General features: G+C 73.5%; 16 protein-coding genes. 9 read left to right on the forward strand and 7 right to left on the reverse strand.

Annotated elements, in window-relative coordinates:
• Positions 1–14 precede the first annotated feature (14 nt).
• From ACZ6RC_RS00910 to ACZ6RC_RS00925, 4 genes are all read right to left on the reverse strand, one after another.
• Positions 15–974, reverse strand: a complete 960-nt coding sequence (locus ACZ6RC_RS00910; protein WP_453614276.1) for a cation diffusion facilitator family transporter — start codon at positions 972–974, stop codon at positions 15–17.
• 23 nt (positions 975–997) lie between these two features.
• Positions 998–1,858, reverse strand: coding sequence for an acyl-CoA thioesterase II (gene tesB / locus ACZ6RC_RS00915; protein ID WP_391142999.1), 861 nt, complete (start codon positions 1,856–1,858; stop codon positions 998–1,000).
• Positions 1,859–3,016 (reverse strand): acyl-CoA dehydrogenase family protein, encoded by a 1,158-nt coding sequence (locus ACZ6RC_RS00920; RefSeq protein WP_453614278.1) that lies wholly within the window; start codon positions 3,014–3,016, stop codon positions 1,859–1,861.
• Between the two features lie 135 nt (positions 3,017–3,151).
• Entirely contained in the window at positions 3,152–4,354 is a 1,203-nt protein-coding gene (locus ACZ6RC_RS00925) for a helix-turn-helix domain-containing protein (RefSeq protein ID WP_469578457.1), read from the reverse strand.
• Positions 4,355–4,490: 136 nt separating this feature from the next.
• Here ACZ6RC_RS00925 and ACZ6RC_RS00930 point away from each other — a divergent pair, with 136 nt between their 5' ends.
• Positions 4,491–5,096 (forward strand): hypothetical protein, encoded by a 606-nt coding sequence (locus ACZ6RC_RS00930; RefSeq protein ID WP_469578459.1) that lies wholly within the window; start codon positions 4,491–4,493, stop codon positions 5,094–5,096.
• A gap of 20 nt (positions 5,097–5,116) precedes the next feature.
• Here ACZ6RC_RS00930 and ACZ6RC_RS00935 read toward each other — a convergent pair whose 3' ends face one another.
• Positions 5,117–6,631, reverse strand: a complete 1,515-nt coding sequence (locus ACZ6RC_RS00935; RefSeq protein WP_469579396.1) for a PucR family transcriptional regulator ligand-binding domain-containing protein — start codon at positions 6,629–6,631, stop codon at positions 5,117–5,119.
• A 192-nt stretch (positions 6,632–6,823) separates the two neighbouring features.
• On the opposite strand from ACZ6RC_RS00935, the gene ACZ6RC_RS00940 reads away from it, so the two are divergent.
• The 6 genes from ACZ6RC_RS00940 (at position 6,824) to ACZ6RC_RS00965 (ending at position 17,250) form a co-directional block, all read left to right on the forward strand.
• On the forward strand, positions 6,824–8,311 hold the full coding sequence (locus ACZ6RC_RS00940) for a sodium:solute symporter family protein (RefSeq protein ID WP_391142988.1): 1,488 nt from the start codon (positions 6,824–6,826) through the stop codon (positions 8,309–8,311).
• Positions 8,312–8,371: 60 nt separating this feature from the next.
• Entirely contained in the window at positions 8,372–9,355 is a 984-nt protein-coding gene (gene speB, locus ACZ6RC_RS00945; RefSeq protein ID WP_391142985.1) for an agmatinase, read from the forward strand.
• A gap of 208 nt (positions 9,356–9,563) precedes the next feature.
• Positions 9,564–11,246, forward strand: coding sequence for a thiamine pyrophosphate-binding protein (locus tag ACZ6RC_RS00950; RefSeq protein ID WP_453614287.1), 1,683 nt, complete (start codon positions 9,564–9,566; stop codon positions 11,244–11,246).
• 115 nt (positions 11,247–11,361) lie between these two features.
• On the forward strand, positions 11,362–15,075 hold the full coding sequence (locus ACZ6RC_RS00955; RefSeq protein ID WP_469578462.1) for an ABC transporter ATP-binding protein: 3,714 nt from the start codon (positions 11,362–11,364) through the stop codon (positions 15,073–15,075).
• A gap of 114 nt (positions 15,076–15,189) precedes the next feature.
• Positions 15,190–15,669, forward strand: a complete 480-nt coding sequence (locus ACZ6RC_RS00960) for a hypothetical protein (protein WP_469578464.1) — start codon at positions 15,190–15,192, stop codon at positions 15,667–15,669.
• Positions 15,670–15,756: 87 nt separating this feature from the next.
• Positions 15,757–17,250 (forward strand): aminopeptidase, encoded by a 1,494-nt coding sequence (locus ACZ6RC_RS00965; protein ID WP_391142975.1) that lies wholly within the window; start codon positions 15,757–15,759, stop codon positions 17,248–17,250.
• 152 nt (positions 17,251–17,402) lie between these two features.
• On the opposite strand, the gene ACZ6RC_RS00970 is transcribed toward ACZ6RC_RS00965, so the two are convergent.
• Positions 17,403–19,256: a glycoside hydrolase family 3 protein gene (locus tag ACZ6RC_RS00970; protein ID WP_469578466.1), complete on the reverse strand. Its 1,854-nt coding sequence runs from the start codon at positions 19,254–19,256 to the stop codon at positions 17,403–17,405.
• A gap of 213 nt (positions 19,257–19,469) precedes the next feature.
• On the opposite strand from ACZ6RC_RS00970, the gene ACZ6RC_RS00975 reads away from it, so the two are divergent.
• Together ACZ6RC_RS00975 and ACZ6RC_RS00980 are read left to right on the forward strand one after the other, a co-directional pair.
• On the forward strand, positions 19,470–20,270 hold the full coding sequence (locus ACZ6RC_RS00975) for an LppU/SCO3897 family protein (protein WP_469578468.1): 801 nt from the start codon (positions 19,470–19,472) through the stop codon (positions 20,268–20,270).
• A gap of 223 nt (positions 20,271–20,493) precedes the next feature.
• Positions 20,494–21,039 (forward strand): hypothetical protein, encoded by a 546-nt coding sequence (locus ACZ6RC_RS00980; RefSeq protein ID WP_469578470.1) that lies wholly within the window; start codon positions 20,494–20,496, stop codon positions 21,037–21,039.
• A 103-nt stretch (positions 21,040–21,142) separates the two neighbouring features.
• Here the strand turns inward: ACZ6RC_RS00980 and ACZ6RC_RS00985 are convergent, their stop codons facing one another.
• A complete protein-coding gene (locus ACZ6RC_RS00985; protein ID WP_469578472.1) occupies positions 21,143–22,189 on the reverse strand; it encodes a LacI family DNA-binding transcriptional regulator in 1,047 nt (348 codons plus the stop codon).
• Positions 22,190–22,225: the final 36 nt, after the last annotated feature.

Here is a 22,225-nt window from a genome sequence, read left to right on the forward strand (position 1 = left end):
CCGCCCCGGCACGTTCACGTCCCCGTCGGGCCGGCCGGCCCTTCGGCCGGACGGCGGCCGGCTCCGGGGGTCGGGTCCAGATAGACCCGGCGGATCGAGGGGAAGCGTTCGCGCAGCTGCTGTTCGGCCTCCTCGCAGGCCCATTCGACCTGGGCCGCCGAGGACACGTCCCGAAAGTCGATCTTCGCCGCGATCATGACCTCCTCCGGGCCCTGGATGAGCGTCGTCAGCTCCAGGACGCCGACGATGTGCGGCACGGAGAGCAGCTCCTCCACGACCAGCGCCCGCATCGCGCGCGGCACCGGCCGGCCGATCAGCAGCTCCGCGTTGGAGCGGCCCAGCACCCACGCCACGTACACCAGCAGCGCGCCGATCAGGATCGAGGCGACACCGTCCCACATCCCCGAGCCGGTGATCTGACCGCCCAGCAGGCCGCCGGCCGCCAGCATCAGGCCCGCCAGGGCGGCCGAGTCCTCCAGGACGACCGCCTTGACGGTGGTGTCGGGGGTCAGCCGCAGATAGCGCCCGAACGGCGCCTTCACCCGCTCGGCCTCGCCCCTGACCTGCCGGAGGCCCGTCCGCAGCGAGAAGCCCTCCAGGACGAAGGCGACCGCGAGTACGACGTACGAGACGAGCGGGTCGCCCGGCTCCTCGCCGTGGGTCAGGGTGTGGATGCCGTCGTAGACGGAGAAGACCGCGCCGCCGACGAAGGTGGCGACGGCGGCGAGCAGCGCCCAGACGTAGCGCTCGTTCGCGTATCCGAGCGGATGGTCCTCGTCGGCCGGTTTCGCGCTCCGCTTGAGCGCGGTGAGCAGCATGACCTCGGTGACCGTGTCGGCGACCGAGTGGGCCGCCTCGGAGAGCATCGCGCTCGATCCGCTGATCAGGCCCGCGACGGCCTTGGCGGCGGCGATCCCGAGGTTCGCCGCCGCCGCCACGATCACCGTGGACGTGCTCTCGCCGTTCTGCGCCATGCTCCGGACGGTATGTCCGATCATCAGCGCGGAACGCGAACGACACCCTCCTGGATGACGGAGATCGCCAGCCGCCCGTCCCGCGTGTAGATCCGCGCCTGGCCCAGGCCCCGGCCGCCCGAGGCGGACGGCGACTCCTGGTCGTAGAGCAGCCACTCGTCGGCCCGGAACGGCCGGTGGAACCACATCGCGTGGTCCAGCGACGCCCCGACGACGTCCCCGACGGCCCAGCCGCCGCGCCCGTGGGCGAGCAGCACCGAGTCCAGCAGCGTCATGTCGGAGACGTACGTCGCCAGGCAGACGTGCAGCAGCGGATCGTCGGCCAGCTTGCCGTTCGTACGGAACCACACCTGGGAACGCGGCTCGCGGGGCTCCCCGACGGAACCCCACGGCGGGGTGTCGGCGTAGCGCAGGTCCACCGCCGCCCGCGCCTCGACCAGGCGCGCGGCCACGTCCGCCGGAAGGTGCCGGGGCAGCATCTCGGCCGCCGTCGGCAGCGACTCCGGGTCCGGCGCGGCCGGCATGTCGTACTGGTGCTCCAGCCCCTCCTCGTACGTCTGGAAGGACGCGGAGAGGTGGAAGATCGGCTGCCCGTGCTGCACGGCGACGACCCGGCGGGTGGTGAAGGAGCGGCCGTCGCGGATCCGGTCGACGGTGTAGACGATCGGCGCGCCCGGGTCCCCGGCGCGCAGGAAGTACGCGTGCAGGGAGTGGGCGAGCCGGTCCTCGGGGACGGTCCGGCCGGCCGCCACCAGTGCCTGGGCGGCCACCTGGCCGCCGAAGACGCGGGGGACGACGGCCGAACGGGACTGCCCCCGGAAGAAGTTCTGCTCGATCTGCTCCAGGTCGAGCAGATCGAGCAGGGAGTCGAGCGCTTCGGGCACTTACAGGCCCATCGACTTGGCGATGATCGTCTTCATGATCTCGCTGGTGCCGCCGTAGATGCGGTTCACGCGGTTGTCGGCGTACAGGCGGGCGATCGGGTACTCGTTCATGTAGCCGTAGCCGCCGTGCAGCTGGAGGCAGCGGTCGATGACGCGGTGGGCGACCTCGGTGCAGAACAGCTTGGCGCTCGCGGCCTCGGCCGGGGTCAGCTCGCCCGCGTCCAGGGCCTCCAGGGCGCGGTCGGCGACGGCCTCGGCGGCGTCGACCTCGGCCTGGCAGGCGGCCAGCTCGAACTTGGTGTTCTGGAAGTGGGCGACCGGCTTGCCGAAGACGGTGCGCTCCTGCACGTACTGCTGCGCGAAGCGGACGGCGGCCCTGGCCTGCGCGTAGGCGCCGAAGGCGATGCCCCAGCGCTCCGAGGCGAGGTTGTGGCCGAGGTAGTAGAAGCCCTTGTTCTCCTCGCCGAGCAGGTCCTCGACGGGCACCTTCACGTCGACGAACGCCAGCTCGGCGGTGTCGGAGGTGCGCAGGCCGAGCTTGTCCAGCTTGCGGCCGATGGAGTAGCCCGCGGACTTCGTGTCCACCGCGAAGAGGGAGATGCCGGAGCGGCGGTCCTCGGCGGTGGGCGCGGCGGTACGGGCACAGACGATGACGCGGTCGGCGTGCACGCCGCCGGTGATGAAGGTCTTGGCGCCGTTGAGGACGTAGTGCGTGCCGTCCTCGGAGAGCTTGGCGGTGGTCTTCATGCCCGCGACGTCGGAGCCGGTGCCCGGCTCGGTCATCGCCAGGGCCCACATCTCCTCGCCGGAGACGAACTTCGGGAGGTAACGCTTCTTCTGCTCGTCGGTGGCGAGCATCTTGATGTACGGCAGGGCGAGCAGCACGTGCACGCCGGAGCCGCCGAAGTTCACGCCCGCGCGGGAGGTCTCCTCGTAGAGGACGGCCTCGAACTTGTGCGTGTCCAGGCCCGCGCCGCCGAACTCCTCGGGGACGTTGATGCCGAAGACGCCCAGCTCGCCGAGCTTGTAGTAGAAGTCGCGCGGCGCCTGGCCCGCGGCGAACCACTCGTCGTAGACGGGGACGACCTCGGCCTCGATGAAGGCGCGGATGGTGTCCCGGAACGCCTCGTGGTCCTCGTTGAATACGGTACGGCGCACGAGCCGCCTCCTTCGGAGTCCTGGGTGCCTGGGTGCCAGACGCAGTATGCCTAAGCGCTTGCTCAGTCAAGTTACCGGTGGGTTCGCGCCGCTGTCCAGATCTGAGGCGCCCAGGGTTGCCCAGATCACGTCCGCTCACGCCCCGGACGCCTCGCCGGGGACCCAGCGCAGACCGACGGAGTCGTATCCGTGCACGGGCCGCCCCTTCGCCCCGCTCGTCCGGAAGGGCCCGCCGTCCTCGTCCCCGATCCGGACCGTGCCCCGGCGCCCCTCCGAGCTCCACTCCAGCTCCAGGTACCAGCGGCAGTCACACCCCGACGTCCCCGCCGAGACCAGCAGCTCCTCCGGCTCGGCGGCGCTGACCGCGTACGGGAAGGAGACCGCCGGGAGCGTCCGGCCCTCCTCCCCGGAGGCGTCGTACCCGTCCAGCGCCCGCGCCACCGGCCGCGGCCGGTCCAGATCCACCTCGAAACGGCGCGGCGTCACCGCCCCGCCGCACCCGTCGTCCGTCCGGTACGCCGCCCACGGCAGCGGCGCGCCCCGCTCCACCACCCGCACGTGCAGCGCCTGGAGCACCACCGCCGCGGTGCTCTTCCCCTGCACCGACACCCGCACCAGCGTCTGGCCGCCGTCCACGGCCCCCTGCGCCGCCGCCCAGCTCCGCGCGTCGGCCGCCTGCGGCGGGGGAGGGGGCGTCCGCTCCACGAGGTAGGTGTGCCCGCACCCGTTCTTCCACAGGTGCGAGGCGACCGTCCACGTCAGCGGCGCCGGTGGTTCGGCGGCCCGCTCCCGGGCCTTCCCGGGCAGGAGTACGGCTCCGAGCGTCACCGTCCCCACGACCGCCAGCGTCCCGCCGACCAGGCCCAGCCACCCCCACCGGCGCCTCCGCCGCTCGGACGGGAGGCCCGGCACGCGCGCGTGCACGAGTTCCAGCTCGGGCTCGGACGCAGGCTCCGGGGCCGGCTCGGGCTCGGGCGTCTTCGTTTCCGGGCCGGGTGCGGGCGCAGGCTTCGGTTCCGGGCCGGGCTGGGGTTCTGCCGCGGGCTCCGGCGCCGGAGGGCGGCGGGTGCGGTCCGCGCGGCTCCAGGCCGCCTCCAGGGCCCGCCGCTCCTCCTCGTCCGCCCCGCACAGCAGGGCGAGGCGGTCGACCACGGCGAACTCCTCCGGGACGGTCGCGCCCGAGCAGTAGCGGTGGAGGGTGGACCCGCTGACGCTCAGGCGCCGGCCCAGCGCCTCGTAACTGCGCCCGTCCCGCGCCTTCAGCGCGCGCACGAACCGCGCGAACTCCTCGACGGCGGCGTCCTTCGGCATTCCATCCCCCTCGACCCTGCGTCCCATGCTTCATGTCCTTGCACGTCAGCGGGGGTGGGATGGTTCCGGGACGGGTGGAGGGCGCGTCACCGTTGCAGACGGCCGGCGCCGGCCCGACGCTGGTGGAGCACTGACCGAACGACCCGACGGGGGATCCACCAGCATGAACAAGCTCCGCACCGCACTCGCCACCGCCGCCGCTGCCGCCCTGGGCCTCGCGGCCCTCGCCACGGCCCCGGCGCAGGCCGCTGCCCAGCCCGCCTTCCTCGCCGCCTCCCAGATGCCGCCGTCGTCGACGCCGTGGACCGCCACCCAGGTCTTCACCGGCGTCCCGGAGAACGGCGGCGTCCTCTGCGCCCCGTACAAGATCCCGGCGCAGAACACCCGCTACCGCGAGTTCAGCACCGAGCTCGACACCAACGGCGTCCAGGTCACCACCGTCGCCCGCACCGAGGCCGACGCCGTGAAGCTGGTGGACACCCTCCGCAAGGCCCTCGCCGGCTGCGGGCCCCTGCTGGAGCGGCAGAACCCGGGCCTGGACGCCGTCAGCGCGTACCACGGCAAGCTCGCCGTCGAGGAGGGCGCCTGGGTCTACAGCCTGGACACCGCCGACCCGCAGATCGGCAGCACCGACATCCACCTCTTCTCCGTCGGCCGCGACGGCCGCACCGTCACCCTCGTCCGCTGGGGTCAGATGGGCGACCTCGAGGACGCCCCGCTGACCGCCTTCCGCACGACGACGAAGACCGCCGTCAACAAGCTCTACTGATCCGGGGGCGGGGACCGGAGTCAGTCCGGGAGGCGGCCCAGCGCGAACCACAGTTCCATGCGCACGTCGGCGTCGTCCAGGTCCCGGCCCAGGAGCGCGGCGCAGCGGGCGACGCGCTGGCGGACGGTGTTGCGGTGGATGTCCAGCGCCACCGCCGTCCGGTCCCAGTTGCCGTGCAGGGAGAGCCAGGCCCGCAGGGTCCCGACGAGCGGCGGGGTGAGGGGGGCGAGGAGGGACCGGGCGTACGCGTCCGCCTCGTCCCCGTCCACCAGCCCCCCGATCCCGGCCACCCGGTGCCGCACGAGCCCCACCCGCAGGGCCTCCGCCCTGGCCAGCGCCCGCGCGGCCTGCGCGTCCCCGACGGCCAGCTCCTCCGCCGCGACGGGGGCGCTGACCCCGAGCACCCACCCGTCCTGCGCCCGGGCACCGGCCGAGGCCGGCACCAGCAACCGCACGACCCCCCGGGGCCGGGAGCCCGCGGGCCCCGGCCCCCGGGCCTCACCCGGCTCCGCGCGCTCGTCGGCGGGGCTCTCGTCCCCCGCCACCAGCGCCGTCCCCAGGGCCGCCGCCAAGGCTCCCGCCGCGAACGGCGTGCCGTCGCCGCCGCGGGCGTGCACCACCGACCACGGCCCGGGGCCCAGCGCCGCCGCCACCTCCGCCGGGGGCGCGCCGAGCAGCAGGCGGACCAGGGCCGCGTCGCGGACGGAGGCGTCGGCGCCCCGGTGCGGGGCGGTCAGCAGGGACAGCAGGACCACCGCCACCCCGGCGATCGTGTGGTCGGCCGTCTCCCTCCGCTCGGCCGCCACCCCCAGCGTCAGCCCCTCCCCGCCGCCCAGCGCGTACGCGGCGAGCCGCAGCCCGCCCCCGTCGCCGCTCGCCGACGCCGGGCCGCCCGGGCGCGGGCCGACCACCCCCGCCAGCTCCCGCAGCGCCCCCGCCGCCTCCGGCGGGACCGGCCGCCCCGCCGTCGCGTACTCCGTGCCGTCCGCCGCGAACAGCACCGCCCGCCCGCCCAGCCGGGACGCCAGCGCGCCGAGCACCGCCGGGACCGGCGCGGGCCGGGCCGCCGCCGTCGCCAGCGACTGCTGCGCCTCCGTCACCCGGCGCAGCTCCCGGTGCCTGGCCTCCGCCATCAGCCGCCACACCGCCCGCGCCACCGCCGTGAACGGCGTGTCCGGCGGCACCTCGACCAGCGGCAGACCGGCCCGGTCGCACGCCGCCACCAGGGCCGCCGGGACCGTGTCGTACACCGGCGTGACGCCGAACCCGAGCGCCGCCGCGCCCGCCTCCACCACCCGCTCGACGTACCGCTCCGGGTCGGTGAGCTGCACCCCCGCCGTCATCAGCAGCTCGCCGCCGAGGAGATAGGGGTACGGGTCGGCCATCTCCGAGGTGTGGACCCAGTGGACGTGGACGTCCTCGGGGCCGGTGGCCGCTCCGGCGAGCAGCCGCAGCCCGAGGTCCGGGCGGCCGAGCAGCGCGGCCAGCGGGACCGGCTGGGCCGGGGGCGTGAAGGTCGGTTCCTGCGCGGGCATCGCCATGGATCCTTCGTACATCCGGAGCGTGAACAATGGATGAAACGTACACTTCAGCGTCGCTTTCCGGCCACCTACTGTCGTGCCATCCAGGGGCCGCGGGTACGGGCGGATGTCCCCGCGATCCGCCCCTGGTCAGCCTTTCGGGGCTTCCCCCGCACGACACGCCACCGAGGTGAGAAGGAGGGCCCCATGGCCGTCGACTACGCAGTGATCGTCGTGTACCTGGCCGGCATGCTCGCGATGGGCTGGTGGGGCATGCGCCGCGCCAAGTCCAAGAGCGAGTTCCTGGTGGCGGGCCGCCGGCTCGGCCCGTGGATGTACTCCGGCACCATGGCCGCCATCGTCCTCGGCGGTGCCTCCACCATCGGCGGCGTCGGCCTCGGTTACAAGTACGGTCTCTCCGGCGCCTGGATGGTCTTCACCATCGGACTCGGCCTGCTGGCCCTCTCCGTCTTCTTCTCCGCGCGGATCGCCCGGCTGAAGGTCTACACCGTCTCCGAGATGCTCGACCTGCGCTACGGCGGCCGGGCGGGCGTGATCTCCGGTGTGGTCATGTGGGCGTACACGCTGATGCTGGCCGTCACCTCGACCATCGCGTACGCGACCATCTTCGACGTCCTCTTCGACCTGCCCCGCACGGTCGCGATCGTCCTCGGCGGCGCCATCGTCGTCGCGTACTCGACGCTCGGCGGCATGTGGTCCATCACCCTCACCGACATGGTGCAGTTCGTGGTGAAGACCATCGGCGTGCTGATCCTGCTGCTGCCGATCGCCGTGATCAAGGCCGGCGGGTTCGCGGAGATGAAGGCCCAGCTGCCCACCGAGTACTTCGCCCCGCTCGGCATCGGCGGCGAGACGATCTTCACGTACGTGCTGATCTACACCTTCGGCATGCTCATCGGGCAGGACATCTGGCAGCGCGTCTTCACCGCCAGGAGCGACAAGGTCGCGAAGTGGGGCGGCACCGTCGCCGGTACGTACTGTCTCGTCTACGCCCTCGCCGGCGCCGTCATCGGCACGGCGGCCAAGGTCCTCTACCCGAAGCTGCCCAGCGCCGACGACGCCTTCGCCACCATCGTCAAGGACGAGCTGCCCATGGGCGTGCGCGGCCTCGTCCTCGCCGCCGCGCTCGCCGCCGTCATGTCCACCTCCTCCGGCGCGCTCATCGCCTGCGCCACCGTCGCCAACAACGACATCTGGTCGCGTCTGCGCGGACTCACCGCGCGGAACGACGGGAGCGGGAGCGATCACGACGAGGTGAAGGGCAACCGGCTCTTCATCCTGATCATGGGCATCGCCGTCATCTGCATCGCCATCGCCCTCAACGACGTCGTCCAGGCGCTCACCGTCGCCTACAACCTCCTGGTCGGCGGGCTGCTCGTCCCGATCCTCGGCGGGCTGCTGTGGCGCCGCGGCACGGTGCAGGGCGCCCTGGCGGCGGTCGCCGTCGGCGGCCTCTCGGTGATCGGCCTGATGTGGACTTACGGAATCCTTGCGAATGAGCCTGTTTACTATGGTTTGTTGGCATCGCTCGCCGCTTATGTGATCGTTTCCCTGGCGACCCGCCCGACCGACCCCGCCGTCCTGGCCGCCTGGCGCGCCCGGCTGGCGGGCCGGGACACCGACGCGGCCGAGGGCCGGGAGCCCGCGACCGTACCGGCCACCACCACCGGCTGACCCCGCGCCACCGGACGCGACCCGTCCGGAAGACCCCGACACACCCAGGAGGACCCGACCATGAGCAGCAGCGACCAGAACGCGTTCCGCGGCCCGACCGACTCGTCCCGCATCCCGCGGTACGCCGGCCCCGCGACGTTCGCCCGGCTGCCGCGGCTCGACGAGGTCGGCACCGCCGACGTCGCCGTGGTCGGCATCCCCTTCGACAGCGGCGTCTCCTACCGCCCCGGCGCCCGCTTCGGCGGCAACGCGATCCGCGAGGCGTCCCGCCTCCTCCGCCCGTACAACCCGGCGCAGGACGCCTCGCCGTTCGCCCTCGCCCAGGTCGCCGACGCCGGTGACATCGCGGCCAACCCGTTCAACATCAACGAGGCCGTCGAGACCATCGAGGCCGCCGCCGACGACCTGCTCGCCACCGGCGCCCGCATGATGACGCTGGGCGGCGACCACACGGTCGCGCTGCCGCTGCTGCGCTCCGTCGCCAAGAAGCACGGCCCCGTCGCCCTGCTCCACTTCGACGCGCACCTCGACACCTGGGACACGTACTTCGGCGCCGAGTACACCCACGGCACGCCGTTCCGCCGCGCCGTCGAGGAGGGCATCCTCGACACCGAGGCGCTCTCCCACGTCGGCACCCGCGGCCCGCTGTACGGCAAGCAGGACCTGACCGACGACGAGAAGATGGGCTTCGGCATCGTCACGTCGGCGGACATCTACCGCCGGGGCGCGGACGAGGTCGCCGACCAGCTCCGCCAGCGCATCGGGGACCGCCCGCTCTACATCTCCATCGACATCGACTGCCTCGACCCGGCCCACGCGCCGGGCACCGGCACCCCGGAGGCGGGCGGCATGACCTCCCGCGAGCTCCTGGAGATCCTGCGCGGCCTGTCCTCCTGCAACCTCGTCTCCGCCGACGTCGTGGAGGTCGCCCCGGCCTACGACCACGCGGAGATCACGGCGGTCGCCGCCTCGCACACGGCGTACGAGCTGACCACGATCATGTCCCGCCAGATCGCGGCGAGCCGCGCCACGGGCACGAAGTAACCCACCGGTCGTCGGCCGTCCCGCCCCCGGAGGGGCGGGCGGGTGCCTCGGTACGACCCCGTCCGGGCCGGGCCGTACCGTGGGGCGGTCCGGCGGAGCTCCACCGAGCCGCACCGGCCGGGCCCGCGCCGCGAGCGCCGCACCCGGGCCGGCCGCCTGCCCGCGCCCGTATCCGACACGCAGAACGAGCCACACCCGAGGGGACGTCATGACCCACGACCACGACCTGGTGCTCCGGCCGACGGCCGCGCAGAGCGAGGCCGCGCTCAACCCCCCCGCGGGGCGCAACGGCGGCGACCTCGTCGTCGAGAGCCTCTCCGGGCTGGGCGCGACCACCGTCTTCGGGCTGCCGGGGCAGCACGCGCTCGGCATGTTCGACGCCCTGCGCCGCTCCTCCCTCACCTACGTCGGGCTGCGGGTCGAGAACAACGCGGGCTTCGCCGCCGACGCCTACGGCCGGATGACCGGCGAGGCGGCCCCGCTGCTGCTCTCCACCGGCCCCGGCGCGCTCATGTCGCTCGCCGCGCTCCAGGAGGCCGCCGCCGCCTCGGCGCCCGTCCTCGCCATCGGGAGCCAGGTGCCCACCGCCGGCCTCGGCGGCGGGCGGCACGGCTATCTGCACGAGCTGCGCGACCAGCAGGCGTCCTTCCGGGACATCGTGAAGTCCGTCCACACCGTCCGTACGCAGTCCCAGATCCCCTCGGCGATCGCGGCGGCCTGGGAGTCGGCGCTCACCGCCCCGCACGGGCCGGTCTGGGTGGAGATCCCGCAGGACGTCCTCCTGGCCGAGACCGCGATCCCCGTCGTCACCGCGATGGACGCCACCCCCGAGGACGTCGTCCCGCGCCCCGAGCTGACGGCCGTGGCGGCGGACCTGCTGTCCAGGGCGGCCCGGCCGGCGATCATCGCCGGCGGCGGAGTCGTACGCTCCGACGCCTCCGGCAAGCTCCGCGCGCTCGCCGAACGGCTCGACGCCCCCGTCGTCACCACCTTCGGCGGCAAGGGCGCCTTCCCCTGGCACCACCCGCTCTCCCTCCAGTCCTGGCTGGAGGACCGGCACACCACCGACTTCCTGGAGGACGCCGACGTCCTCCTGGTCGTCGGCTCCGGCCTCGGCGAGCTGTCCTCGAACTACCACACCTTCGCCCCGCGCGGCCGGGTGATCCAGATCGAGGCCGACGCCGGGAAGCTGGAGTCCAACCACCCGGCGCTCGGTATCCACGCCGACGCCCGCCTCGCCCTCCAGGCCCTCCTGGAGACGACGGAGGTGCGCCGGGACCCGACCGCCCCCGAGCGGGTCGAGGCCGTCCTGGCCAAGGTGCGGGACCGGATCGCCGCCCAGGACCTCGGCCTGGAGCAGCGGATCGTGGCCTCCGTCCGCGAGGCCCTGCCCGACAGGTCCCCGAGCTTCTGGGACATGACGATCCTCGCCTACTGGGCCTGGTCCGCCTTCGACGCCCGCCACCCCAACACCATGCACTCCGCCCAGGGCGCCGGCGGCCTCGGCTACGGCTTCCCCGCCGCCCTCGGCGCGGCCGCGGCGGACCCCACCCGGCCGGTCCTCGCCGTCTCCGGCGACGGCGGCGCCATGTACTCGATCGCCGAACTGGCGACGGCGAAGCAGTACGGCTCCGACGTCACCTGGCTGATCGTCGACGACGGCGGCTACGGCATCCTCCGCGAGTACATGACCGACACCTTCGGCGAGGCCACCGCCACCGAACTGGCCCGCCCCGACTTCGTCGCCCTCGCCGAGTCCTTCGGCGTCCCGGCGGTCCGCACCACCCCGGAGACCCTGACGGCCGACCTGGCCAAGGCCCTCGCCACCCCGGGCCCCTCCGTCGTGGTCCTCCCCGCCCTCCTCCGCATGTTCGAGCCCACCCACCTGTGACCCGCGCGGTCCCCGGTCCTAGGACCGGAGACCGTACTTTTGTGACAGCGGGATGAAATCGCACCTCAGCCGCGTTGGAGCCATCCGGTAGAGCAGGACGAACGGGAGGCACCACGTGGCCGCGGCGGGGCGAGAAGAGCAGGGGTGGGCGCGCAGGCTCACCGGGTATGCCTGGCGGTACAAGGCCAACGTGGTGCTCGCCCTCGGGTCCTCGCTCGCCGGCATGGGCGTCCTCGCCCTCGTCCCCCTCGTCACCAAGGTGATCATCGACGACGTCATCGGGGCGAAGACCCGGTCCCTCACCGTCTGGACCGGCCTCCTCATCGCCGCCGCCGTCGTCATCTACGTCCTCACGTACATCCGCCGCTACTACGGCGGACGGCTCGCCCTCGACGTCCAGCACGACCTCCGTACCGAGATGTACGGCACCATCACCCGGCTCGACGGGCGCCGGCAGGACGAACTGTCCACCGGCCAGGTCGTCGGCCGCGCCACCAGCGATCTCCAGCTCATCCAGGGCCTGCTCTTCATGCTCCCGATGACCATCGGGAACATCCTGCTCTTCCTGATCTCCCTGGTCGTCATGGCCTGGCTGTCGATCCCGCTCACCCTCGTCGCCCTCGCCGTCGCCCCCGCCCTCTGGTACATCGCCAAGCGCAGCCGCACCCGCCTCCACCCCGCCACCTGGTACGCCCAGTCGCAGGCCGCCGCCGTCGCGGGAGTCGTCGACGGCGCCGTCACCGGCGTCCGCGTCGTCAAGGGATTCGGCCAGGAGGACCAGGAGACCGGCAAGATCCGGGCCGCCGGCCGCAAGCTCTTCGCGGGCCGCATGCGCACCATCCGGCTCAACTCCCGCTACACCCCCGCCCTCCAGGCCGTCCCCGCCCTCGGCCAGGTCGCCGTCCTCGCCCTCGGCGGCTGGCTCGCCACCCGCGGCCAGATCAGCCTCGGCACCTTCGTCGCCTTCTCCGCCTACCTCGCCTCCCTCGTCGGCCCCGTCCGCATGCTCGCCATGGTCCTCACCGTCGGCCAGCAGGCCCGCGCGGGCGTCGACCGCGTCCTGGAGCTGATCGACACCGAGCCGGTCATCCAGGACGGCACGAAGGAGCTCCCGGCCGACGCCGACGCCACGGTCGAGTTCGACGACGTGCGTTTCGCCTACGAGGACGGGCGCCCGGTCCTCGACGGCTTCTCCCTGGAGATCCGCGCCGGCGAGACCGTCGCCGTCGTCGGCGCCTCCGGCAGCGGCAAGTCCACCGTCTCGCTCCTGCTGCCCCGCTTCTACGACGTGAGCCACGGCGCCGTCCTCGTCGGCGGCCACGACGTCCGCGAGCTGACGCTGGACTCGCTGCGCGCCGCCATCGGACTCGTCCCCGAGGACAGCTTCCTGTTCTCCGACACCGTCCGCGCCAACATCGCCTACGGGCACCCGGACGCCACCCAGGAGCAGATCGAGACCGCCGCGCGGGCCGCCCAGGCGGACCGCTTCATCGCCGAGCTGCCGGACGGCTACGACACCACCGTCGGCGAGCACGGCCTCACCCTCTCCGGCGGCCAGCGCCAGCGGATCGCCCTCGCCCGCGCGATCCTCACCGACCCCCGGCTCCTCCTCCTGGACGACGCCACCTCCGCCGTCGACGCGCGCGTGGAGCACGAGATCCACGAAGCCCTCGCCTCCGTGATGGCCGGCCGCACCACCCTCCTCATCGCCCACCGCCGCTCCACCCTCGGCCTCGCCGACCGGATCGCCGTCCTCGACGACGGCCGGCTCTCCGACCTCGGCACCCACGAGGAGCTGGAACGGCGCTCCGCGCTCTACCGCAGGCTGCTCACCGACCCCGACGAGCTGGGCGGCGTCTCGCCCGGCCACACCCCGCCGGTCGAGCTGCCCGAGGACCGCACCCTGCGCGCCGAACTCGACGCCGAGTTCGACGCCGAGCGCGGCATCACCCCCACCCTCTGGGTCCGCGAGGAGACGCCCGCCGAGGAGTCCCAGGCCCCCGGGGCCACCCCCGAACTCCTCGCCTCCGTCGAAGCGCTGCCACCCGCCACCGACATCCCCGACATCGACGAGGCCGCGGCCGTCACCCCCGAGGCCACCTACGGGCTGCGCCGCCTGCTCCGCGGCTTCCGCGCCCCGCTGCTCATCAGCCTCGGCCTGGTCGCCGTCGACGCCGGCATGGGCCTGCTGCTGCCCGTCCTGATCCGCCACGGCATCGACGACGGCGTCAACCGGCTCGCCCTCGGCGCCGTCTGGGCCGCCTCCGCGCTCGCCCTGCTCACCGTCCTCGTGCAGTGGGTCGCGCAGACCGCCGAGATCCGGATGACCGGCCGCACCGGCGAACGGGTCCTCTACGCCCTGCGCCTGAAGCTCTTCGCCCAGCTCCAGCGGCTCGGCCTCGACTACTACGAGCGCGAGCTGACCGGCCGGATCATGACCCGGATGACGACCGACGTGGACGCCCTGTCCACGTTCCTGCAGACCGGGCTCGTCACCGCCTTCGTCTCCGTGGTGACCTTCTTCGGCATCATGGTCGCGCTGCTCTTCCTCGACCTCCAGCTCGCCCTCGTCGTCTTCGCCACCCTGCCGGTCCTCGCCGTCGGCACGTACTTCTTCCGCCGCTCCAGCGTGAAGGCCTACGAACTGGCCCGGGACCGCATCAGCATCGTCAACGCCGACCTCCAGGAGTCCGTCGCCGGGCTGCGGATCGTCCAGGCGTTCCGGCGCGAGCGCGCGGGAGCGGCCCGCTTCGCCGCCCGCAGCGACTCCTACCGCCAGGCCCGCGTCCGCGGCCAGTGGCTGATCTCGATCTACTTCCCGTTCGTCACGATGCTCTCCACCGTGGCCGCCGCCGCCGTCATGATCGTCGGCGCGAACCGGATCGAGGCCGGCTCCCTCACCACCGGCGCGCTGGTCGCCTACCTCCTCTACATCGACCTCTTCTTCGCCCCCGTCCAGCAGCTCTCGCAGGTCTTCGACGGCTACCAGCAGGCCGCCGTCTCGCTGAAGCGGATGCGGGAGCTCCTCCAGGAGCCGACGTCGACGGCCGCAGCCGAGAAGCCCCGGGACGTCCGCGCGCTGCGCGGCGAGATCGCCTTCGAGGACGTCTCCTTCGCGTACGGCGACGACGAGACCGCCCTCGCCGGCATCGACCTGCGGATCCCGGCCGGGCAGACGGTCGCCTTCGTCGGTGAGACCGGCGCGGGCAAGTCGACCCTGGTCAAGCTGGTGGCGCGGTTCTACGACCCGACGGGCGGCCGGGTCACCGCCGACGGCACCGACCTGCGGGACCTCGATCTCACCGCGTACCGCCACCGGCTCGGGGTGGTGCCCCAGGAGGCGTACCTCTTCCCCGGGACGGTCCGCGACGCCATCGCCTACGGCCGCCCCGCCGCGACCGACGCCGAGGTGGAGGCGGCCGCCCGCGCGGTCGGCGCTCACGACATGATCGCGACCCTGGACGGCGGCTATCTCCACGAGGTCGCCGAGCGCGGCCGCAACCTCTCCGCCGGCCAGCGCCAGCTGATCGCCCTCGCCCGCGCGGAACTCGTCGACCCCGACATCCTGCTTCTCGACGAGGCGACGGCCGCCCTCGACCTGGCGACCGAGGCCCAGGTCAACCAGGCCACCGAACGGCTCGCGGGCCGCCGCACCACCCTCGTCGTCGCCCACCGGCTCACCACGGCCGCCCGCGCGGACCGCGTGATCGTCATGGACCGCGGCCGCGTCGCGGAGGACGGCACCCACGACGAGCTGCTGGCGCGCGACGGGCGGTACGCGGCGCTGTGGCGGACCTTCATCGGCGAGGAGGAGCCCGAGCGGGTCTGAGCCCCGCCCGGCCGCCGAGGCAACCGCACGGGCGCCCGCTGCGTCGTACGCATGTACGGCACCGAGGCGGGAGGGCAGCGCATGTTCCGTGGGGCGACAGACAGAGCACAGCGCGTGTTCGACGGGACGACCGGGGCGGCGGCGCCCCGCACCCGTCGCACGTCCGGGGCGGCGGCGCCCAACGCTCGCCGCCCGTTCGGGGCGGCGAGGGACCGGGACCGTCGGGGCCGGCTGCTCGCGCACCTCATGGCGCTGCTGCTCACCGCCGGCGCCCTCGCCCTCGCCGCCCCCGGCACCGCGTCCGCCGCCTCCCTCTGCGGCGGCCGCCCCACGAAGACCGTCCCCTTCGCCACCGGCGAGCTGCGCCTCTACAAGAACCGTCAGTACGTGTGCGCCCTCGCCGTCGCCAAGACCCCGGGACCGCGCCGCGCGATGTCGGTCTCGCTCCAGCCCCGGGGCGGCCGCGCGGCCGTCAGCAGCGGCCGCTTCACCCGCCAGGCCGGGCCCGTCACCGTCCACGCCCTCAACCGCTGCGTCCGCGCCTCCGGCACCGTCGACGGCCGGAGTGGAACGACCGGCTGGATCCTGTGCTGATACGGAGGTAAGGGCCAAGAGGGTCTGGCGGTACGTCTGTTGCCCCCGCTAGGTTCGCGACACCGTTGTGAACCAAGGGGAGGGTGAATGCGTAAGTCGCTCGGATGGCTGCTGTCGCTCACGGTGCTCATAGGCACCGTCGGTGCGACCGGCGCGGCTACCGCCGCGGAGCCGGCCATCGGCACCTTCGGCGGAACCGCCGCCGAACACACGTCCGCCACCGCGGACCGTGCGCACCAAGCGAACAGTCCGGTCGGCGCGGACATCAAGGACCGCGTCCTGGCCATCCCCGGGATGAGCCTGATCGAGGAGAAGCCGTACGCCGGCTACCGCTACTTCGTCCTCGAGTACACCCAGCCGGTCGACCACCGGCGCCCCTGGGCGGGCACCTTCAAGCAGCGCCTCTCCCTCCTGCACAAGGACACGAGCCGCCCCACCGTCTTCCACACCAGCGGCTACGGACTGAGCACCACCCCGAGCCGGCGCGAGCCCACCCGCATCATCGACGGCAACCAGGTCTCCATGGAGTACCGCTACTTCACGCCGTCCCGCCCCCAGCCCGCCGACTGGTCCAAGCTGGACATCTGGCAGGCCGCGAGCGACCAGCATCGCATCTTCACCGCCCTGAAGCGGATCTACGACCGGAAGTGGCTCTCGACCGGCGCCTCCAAGGGCGGGATGACGGCGACGTACTACGAGCGCTTCTACCCGCGCGACATGGACGGCGTCGTCGCCTACGTGGCCCCCAACGACGTGGTCGAGAAGGAGGACTCGGCGTACGACCGGTTCTTCGCGACCGTCGGCACGAAGGAGTGCCGCGACCGGCTCAACGCCCTCCAGCGCGAGGCCCTCGTCCGCCGCGCCCCGCTCCAGGCGAAGTACCAGGCGTGGGCCGAGTCCGAAGGAGCCACCTTCACCACCGTCGGCTCGCTCGACCGGGCGTACGAAGCCGTCGTCCTCGACTTCGTCTGGGGCTTCTGGCAGTACTACGGCGAGGACGTCTGCGACACCGTCCCGGTCGCCGCGACGGCGAGCGACGACGAGATCTACGAGACCATCGACGCCTACGCCGGCTGGTCCTTCTACACCGACCAGAGCCTGGAGGGGTACACCCCGTACTACTACCAGGCGGCCACCGAACTCGGCTCGCCCAGCATCCGGCAGCCGCACCTGAAGGGCCTGTCCCGCTACGGCTACCAGCCCGCCCGGAACTTCGTGCCGCGCGAGATCCCGATGACGTTCAAGCCGCAGGCCATGCGGGACGTCGACGACTGGGTCCGCAAGAACGCCCACCGGATGATGTTCGTGTACGGCGGCAACGACCCCTGGGGCTCGGAGCCGTTCCGCCTCGGCAAGGGCGCGCGGGACAGCTACGTCCTCACAGCCCCCGGCGCCAACCACGGCGCGACCGTCGACGGACTGGTGGAGGCCGAGCGGGCCAAGGCCACGGCCCGCATCCTCGCCTGGGCCGGAGTCGACGCCCCGGCGGCCCAGGCGGCCCGCCCGCTGGCGCGCTTCGACGCCCGCCTCGACAAGCCGGTCGACGAGGAGCTGAGCCGGGAGCACGGCCTGCGCCCGTGACGCGACGGCAGGCGGTGGACCGTACGGCCGTGGTGCCGGTGCGGGCCTGAGCCGCCCGGCGGCACGGTCATGACGCGGCGACGGGCCGCGCCCGGGGTCCAGGACCCCGGGCGCGGCCCGTCGGCCGTTACCCCTTCCGTGCCCGTCCGCGGCTATCCGTACGACAGGCCGTGGCCGACCGGGTACAGCACGCGCGTCGGATCGTCCGCCCGCTGGACGGGGACGGGCAGCCGGCCCCGCGGCCGCGCCGCGCCCGCGATGACCCGGACCGCGGCCCGCAGTTCCACGTCGGTCCAGGAGTAGGCGGCGACGGTCGCCCGCTGGCCGGTCAGATGGGCGATGTCGTACGGGTTGCGGATCGCGACCGTCACGACGGGCACACCGGTCGCCACCAGCCGGGAGACGAGCGTGCGTTGCGTGCTGGTCGCCGTCACGTTGTACGTGCCGACGACGACCACGTCCTTGCCCGCCGCCGCGGCCACCGCCTCCTCGATCTTCGCGGCGGTGGGAGTGATCCCGGTGGACAGCGCCGTGGCCGAGAAGCCCAGCGCGGTGAACGCCCCGGCGAGGGTGGCGGTCGGGGGCCCGGTCGTCCCGGACGGGGAGGCGGGATCGGCGCCGACGACCAGGACGTCACCGTGGACGCGCCGGCTGAGGGGCAGGAAGCCCCCTTCGTTGCGGAGGAGGGTGGTGGTCTCCTCGGCGAGCCGGTCCGCTCGGGCCAGGTGGGCGCGGGTGCCGACCGTACGGTCGACGCCGGCGTGGCTCACGTACGGCTGCCGGAACAGGCCGAGCTTCGCCTTGAGGCGAAGGATCCGCAGGATCGATTCGTCGAGCCGGGCCTCGGTCAGTTCACCGTCCTTGACGGCCTGGAGGACGGCGTTCCACGCGACGTCCAGCTTCGGCGGGTTGAGCAGCTGGTCCACGCCGGCCCGCAGCGCGAGGACGGGCACGCGCGCGTCGCCGTACTTGGTGCGGACCCCCTCCATGCCGAGCGAGTCCGTCACCACCACCCCGTCGTAACCGAGCTCCTCGCGCAGGATGCCGGTCAGGATGGGACGGGACAGCGTCGCCGGGTCCTCGCTCGGGTCGAGCGCGGGCACCACGATGTGCGCGGTCATGATCGAGTCGATCCCGGCGGAGATCGCGGCGCGGAACGGCGGGGCGTCCAGCTCGGCCCACTGCGCGCGGGTGTGGCTGATGGTCGGCAGGCCGTAGTGGCTGTCGACGGCGGTGTCGCCGTGGCCGGGGAAGTGCTTGGAGGTCGCCGCCACCCCCGCCCCCTGATACCCCTTCACCTGTGCGGCGACCAGGCTCGAGACGGCCTGCGGGTCGGAGCCGAAGGAGCGCACGCCGATGACGGGGTTGGCCGGGTTGACGTTGACGTCGGCCACCGGCGCGTAGTTCTGCCGGATCCCGACGGCGGCCAGCTCGGCGCCCGCGATCCGGGCGGCCTCGCGGGCGTCGGAACGGGAGCCTCCGGCGCCGAGGGCCATCGCCCCGGGGAGCAGGGTGGCGGGCCTGCCGACCCGGCAGACGATGCCGTGCTCCTGGTCGGTGGAGATGAGCAGGGGGAGCGGGGTGGGCTGGGCGAGACCGGCCTTCTGGATGCCGTTGGAGAGGTCGGCGATCTGGTGCGGGTCGCGGGTGTTGTGGGTCCAGGTGAAGTAGATGATCCCGCCGACGTGGTACTTCTCGACCAGCTCGGCGGCGGTGCGCACGCCGATCTCCTGGAGGTTGCCGTCGATGTCGGCCTGGTCGGGGGCGGTGGCGGAGTGGCCGTACACCCGCATGACGAAGAGCTGGCCGACCTTCTCCTCCAGCGACATGCGGGAGATGAGCCGCCGCAGAGCGCGGTCGTGGTCGCGGCCCCGGTCGTGGTCGGTGCCGTGGTCCTCGGGCGGGGCGGCGTGGGCGAGCGGTCCCGTCACTCCGGTGACGGCGGCGGCCGCGGCCGCGGCGGTGACGGTGAGGAGGGTGCGTCGGGAGGTGGCGCGGTGGTGCACTGATGCTCCTTCCGGCCGTGCAGATTGAAGGAAACTTCCAAGGAGTCACGGATAGCCCGAAAGTAACTGCCAGGTCAAGCACCTGCGCAGGATCCGCGTCGGGGGCGGAGGCGGGGTGGGGGTGCCCGGGGGCGGCCCGGGGCGACCTCGGGCGTGTGCATGACGAGGCTGCCGCTAGGGTGCTGGTTTCGACGACCGAGGGGGACCGGAGCCATGACGTTTCCGCATCCGCATGCGCAACCACACCCGCCGCAGCACCCGCAGCAGCCACACCCGTACCCGCCGTACGGGCAGCCGCCGCCGAGCCCCTACGGGCAGGGGCAGGCGGGTTCCTACGGGCAGCAAGGGCAGCAGCAGCCCGGCCCCTACGGATACCTCGGACAGCCGGGGCCGTCAGGACCGCAGGCGGCAGGCTGCGAGGTCTGCGGGGCGCAGCCCGCGGCCGCCGTGACCGTCCGCGCCCACCAGGGCATGGTCGTCATCATGCGCACGGTCACGCGGCGGGGCTCCTTCTGCCGCACCTGCGGGCTCTCCGTCTACCGGCAGATGACCTCCGACACGCTGGTGACGGGCTGGTGGGGCCTGTTCTCCCTCTTCGTCACGCCCTTCGTGGTCCTGGGGAACGTCTTCGGCGCCCGCGCCGCCCTGCGCCGGCTGCCCGAGCCGTACGGTGCCGCCCGGCCGCCGCTCGACCCGGGCAGGAGGGTCCTGCGCCGCGCCCCCGCGATGCTGATCCTCACCCCGATCGCCCTGCTCGCCCTGGCGGTTCCGACCCTGCTCGTCGTGGGCCTGCTGTCGAGCGGCGGGGAACCGGTCGCGCTGTCGGCGGGCGATTGCGTACGCAACGAGGCCGACTGGCCGGAACAGCGTCTGGAGAAGGTCGGCTGCGGGTCGCCCCTGGCGGAATACCGGGTGCTCGACGAGGCGTCCTGCGGCCCCGGCGACTATCTGCTGCACGCGGAGTACGTGGTCGACTCCCCCGGGAAGCCGGGTGCCTGCGTCACCCCGGTCTGAGGCCGGCGCCGCCCGCGACCCCGCCGACCCGCGAGCCCGCGCGCCCCGGGACCACGCGCCGATCGACCGCCACCCCGCCCTCGCCCCGTGCGTGGCTCGTTGAACGATCCTCGTCCGGTCGGGGGTTGGGCTGTCGGCGGGCTGCTGCGACGATGACACCGTCGCAGCAAGGAGGTCACGCGTGCCCGCCGCTTCTTCCGACCACACGGCGAGTCTCCGTCACATGGACGCTCTTCTCGCCGAGATCGCTCGCCGCCTCCTCGCCGTCGACCGCGGGCTCGCGCGTGCCCAGCGCGAGCGCACCGGTCCCGTCGCCTTCATCCCCACCCGCGCCTGGGCCGCTCGCCGCGCCCTCGCGCACCTCCGCGCGATCGACGGCGGACTCACCCGCGTCCTCGGCCTCGGCGGCGCCGCCCGCGATCTCGTCGAGGACCTGAGGGGCTCCCGGTCCGTCCGCGTCGACCTCTTCGACGGCGCGCCCCCGACCGAGCCTGTCGACCCCCTCACCGCGATAGGGATCCGCGTCGACCTGCTCGCACGTGTGCTGGTCTCGACCCCGGCCTACGAGTTCCCGGTCGACCACTCCGAACTCCGCGGCTGGATGCGCCTGTTCGCCCGGGCACTCGGCCTCGACATCGGCCTCCACTCCCTCACCGCCCGCGTCCACGGCGAGGGGAACCCGCACGCTCAGGTGCGAGAGCTGGCCGAAACGTTGCGGTACGTGCGGTCCCGCGTACGCGAGCGGCTGGGCGCCGGGGCCGACGGGTGACGCCTCCGGTGGCCGCCCGTGCCGTACGTGCGGTGCCGCGTACGCGAGCGGCTGAGCGCGGGGACCGACGGGTGACGCCTCCGGTGGCCGCCCGTCCCCTCGGTCACCTCCGGGGCGGGGCCGTGGAGTCGCGGACCATCAGTTCCGCCGCGATCCTGGCGATGCCGCCCGGCGGTGTCGCCTCCGTGCCCATCGCCAGACGCCCCGCCCGCGCCCCCGCCTCCTGCAGCGGCAGCCGTACGGTCGTCAGCGCGGGCACCGCGTCGAGCGAGAAGGGCAGGTCGTCGAAGCCCGCCACCGACACGTCTCCCGGAATGCTCAGCCCCCGGTCCCGCAGCGCCGCGCACGCGCCGAGCGCCACCGTGTCGTTCGCCGCCACCACCGCCGTCAGCTCCGGCTCCCGGCGCAGCAGTTCCAGCGTCGCGTCGTAACCGGAGCGCCGGTCGTACGAGCCGTGGACCGTCGGCCCCTCCGTCACCCCGGCCGCGGCCAGCGCCTCCCGGTGCCCCTCCAGCCGGTCCCGGGTCGTCGTCCGGTTCGCGGGCCCCGCCACGTACCCGATCCGCCGGTGCCCGAGCGCCAGCAGGTGGTCGGTGAGCCGCCGCGCCCCCGCCCGGTTGTCGAAGGTGAGCGCCGCCACGCTCGCGTCGCCCGCCACCGGCGGCCGCCCGCACAGCACGACCCGGGTCCCCGCGTCCGCCAGCTTCGTCAGCTTCACCGCCACCGCCGCCATGTGCTCCGGCATCTCGAGCGAGCCACCGGTCAGGATCACGGCGGCCGCGCGCTGCCGCTGCAGCAGCGTCAGATAGGTCAGCTCGCGCTCCGGGGAGCCGCCGGTGTTGCAGACGACGGCCAGCTTCTCGCCGCCGGCCCGCCCCGACGCACCCTCCCCGATCGCGCTCTGCGCCGCCCCCGCCATGATCCCGAAGAAGGGGTCGGCGATGTCGTTGACGAGGATGCCGACCAGGTCGGAGGTGGCGGCGGCGAGCGAACTCGCCGGCCCGTTCAGGACGTAGTCCAGATCGTCCACCGCCCGCAGCACCCGCTCCCGGGTCGAGGCGGCGACCGGGTAGTTGCCGTTCAGGACGCGGGAGACGGTCGCGGGGGACACCTGGGCCCGCGCGGCCACATCCGCGAGCGTGACGGTCATCGCGTACCTCCGAGGTGACGGGGGCCGACCCCTTGT

This window comes from Streptomyces sp. NPDC048353 (assembly GCF_055587165.1).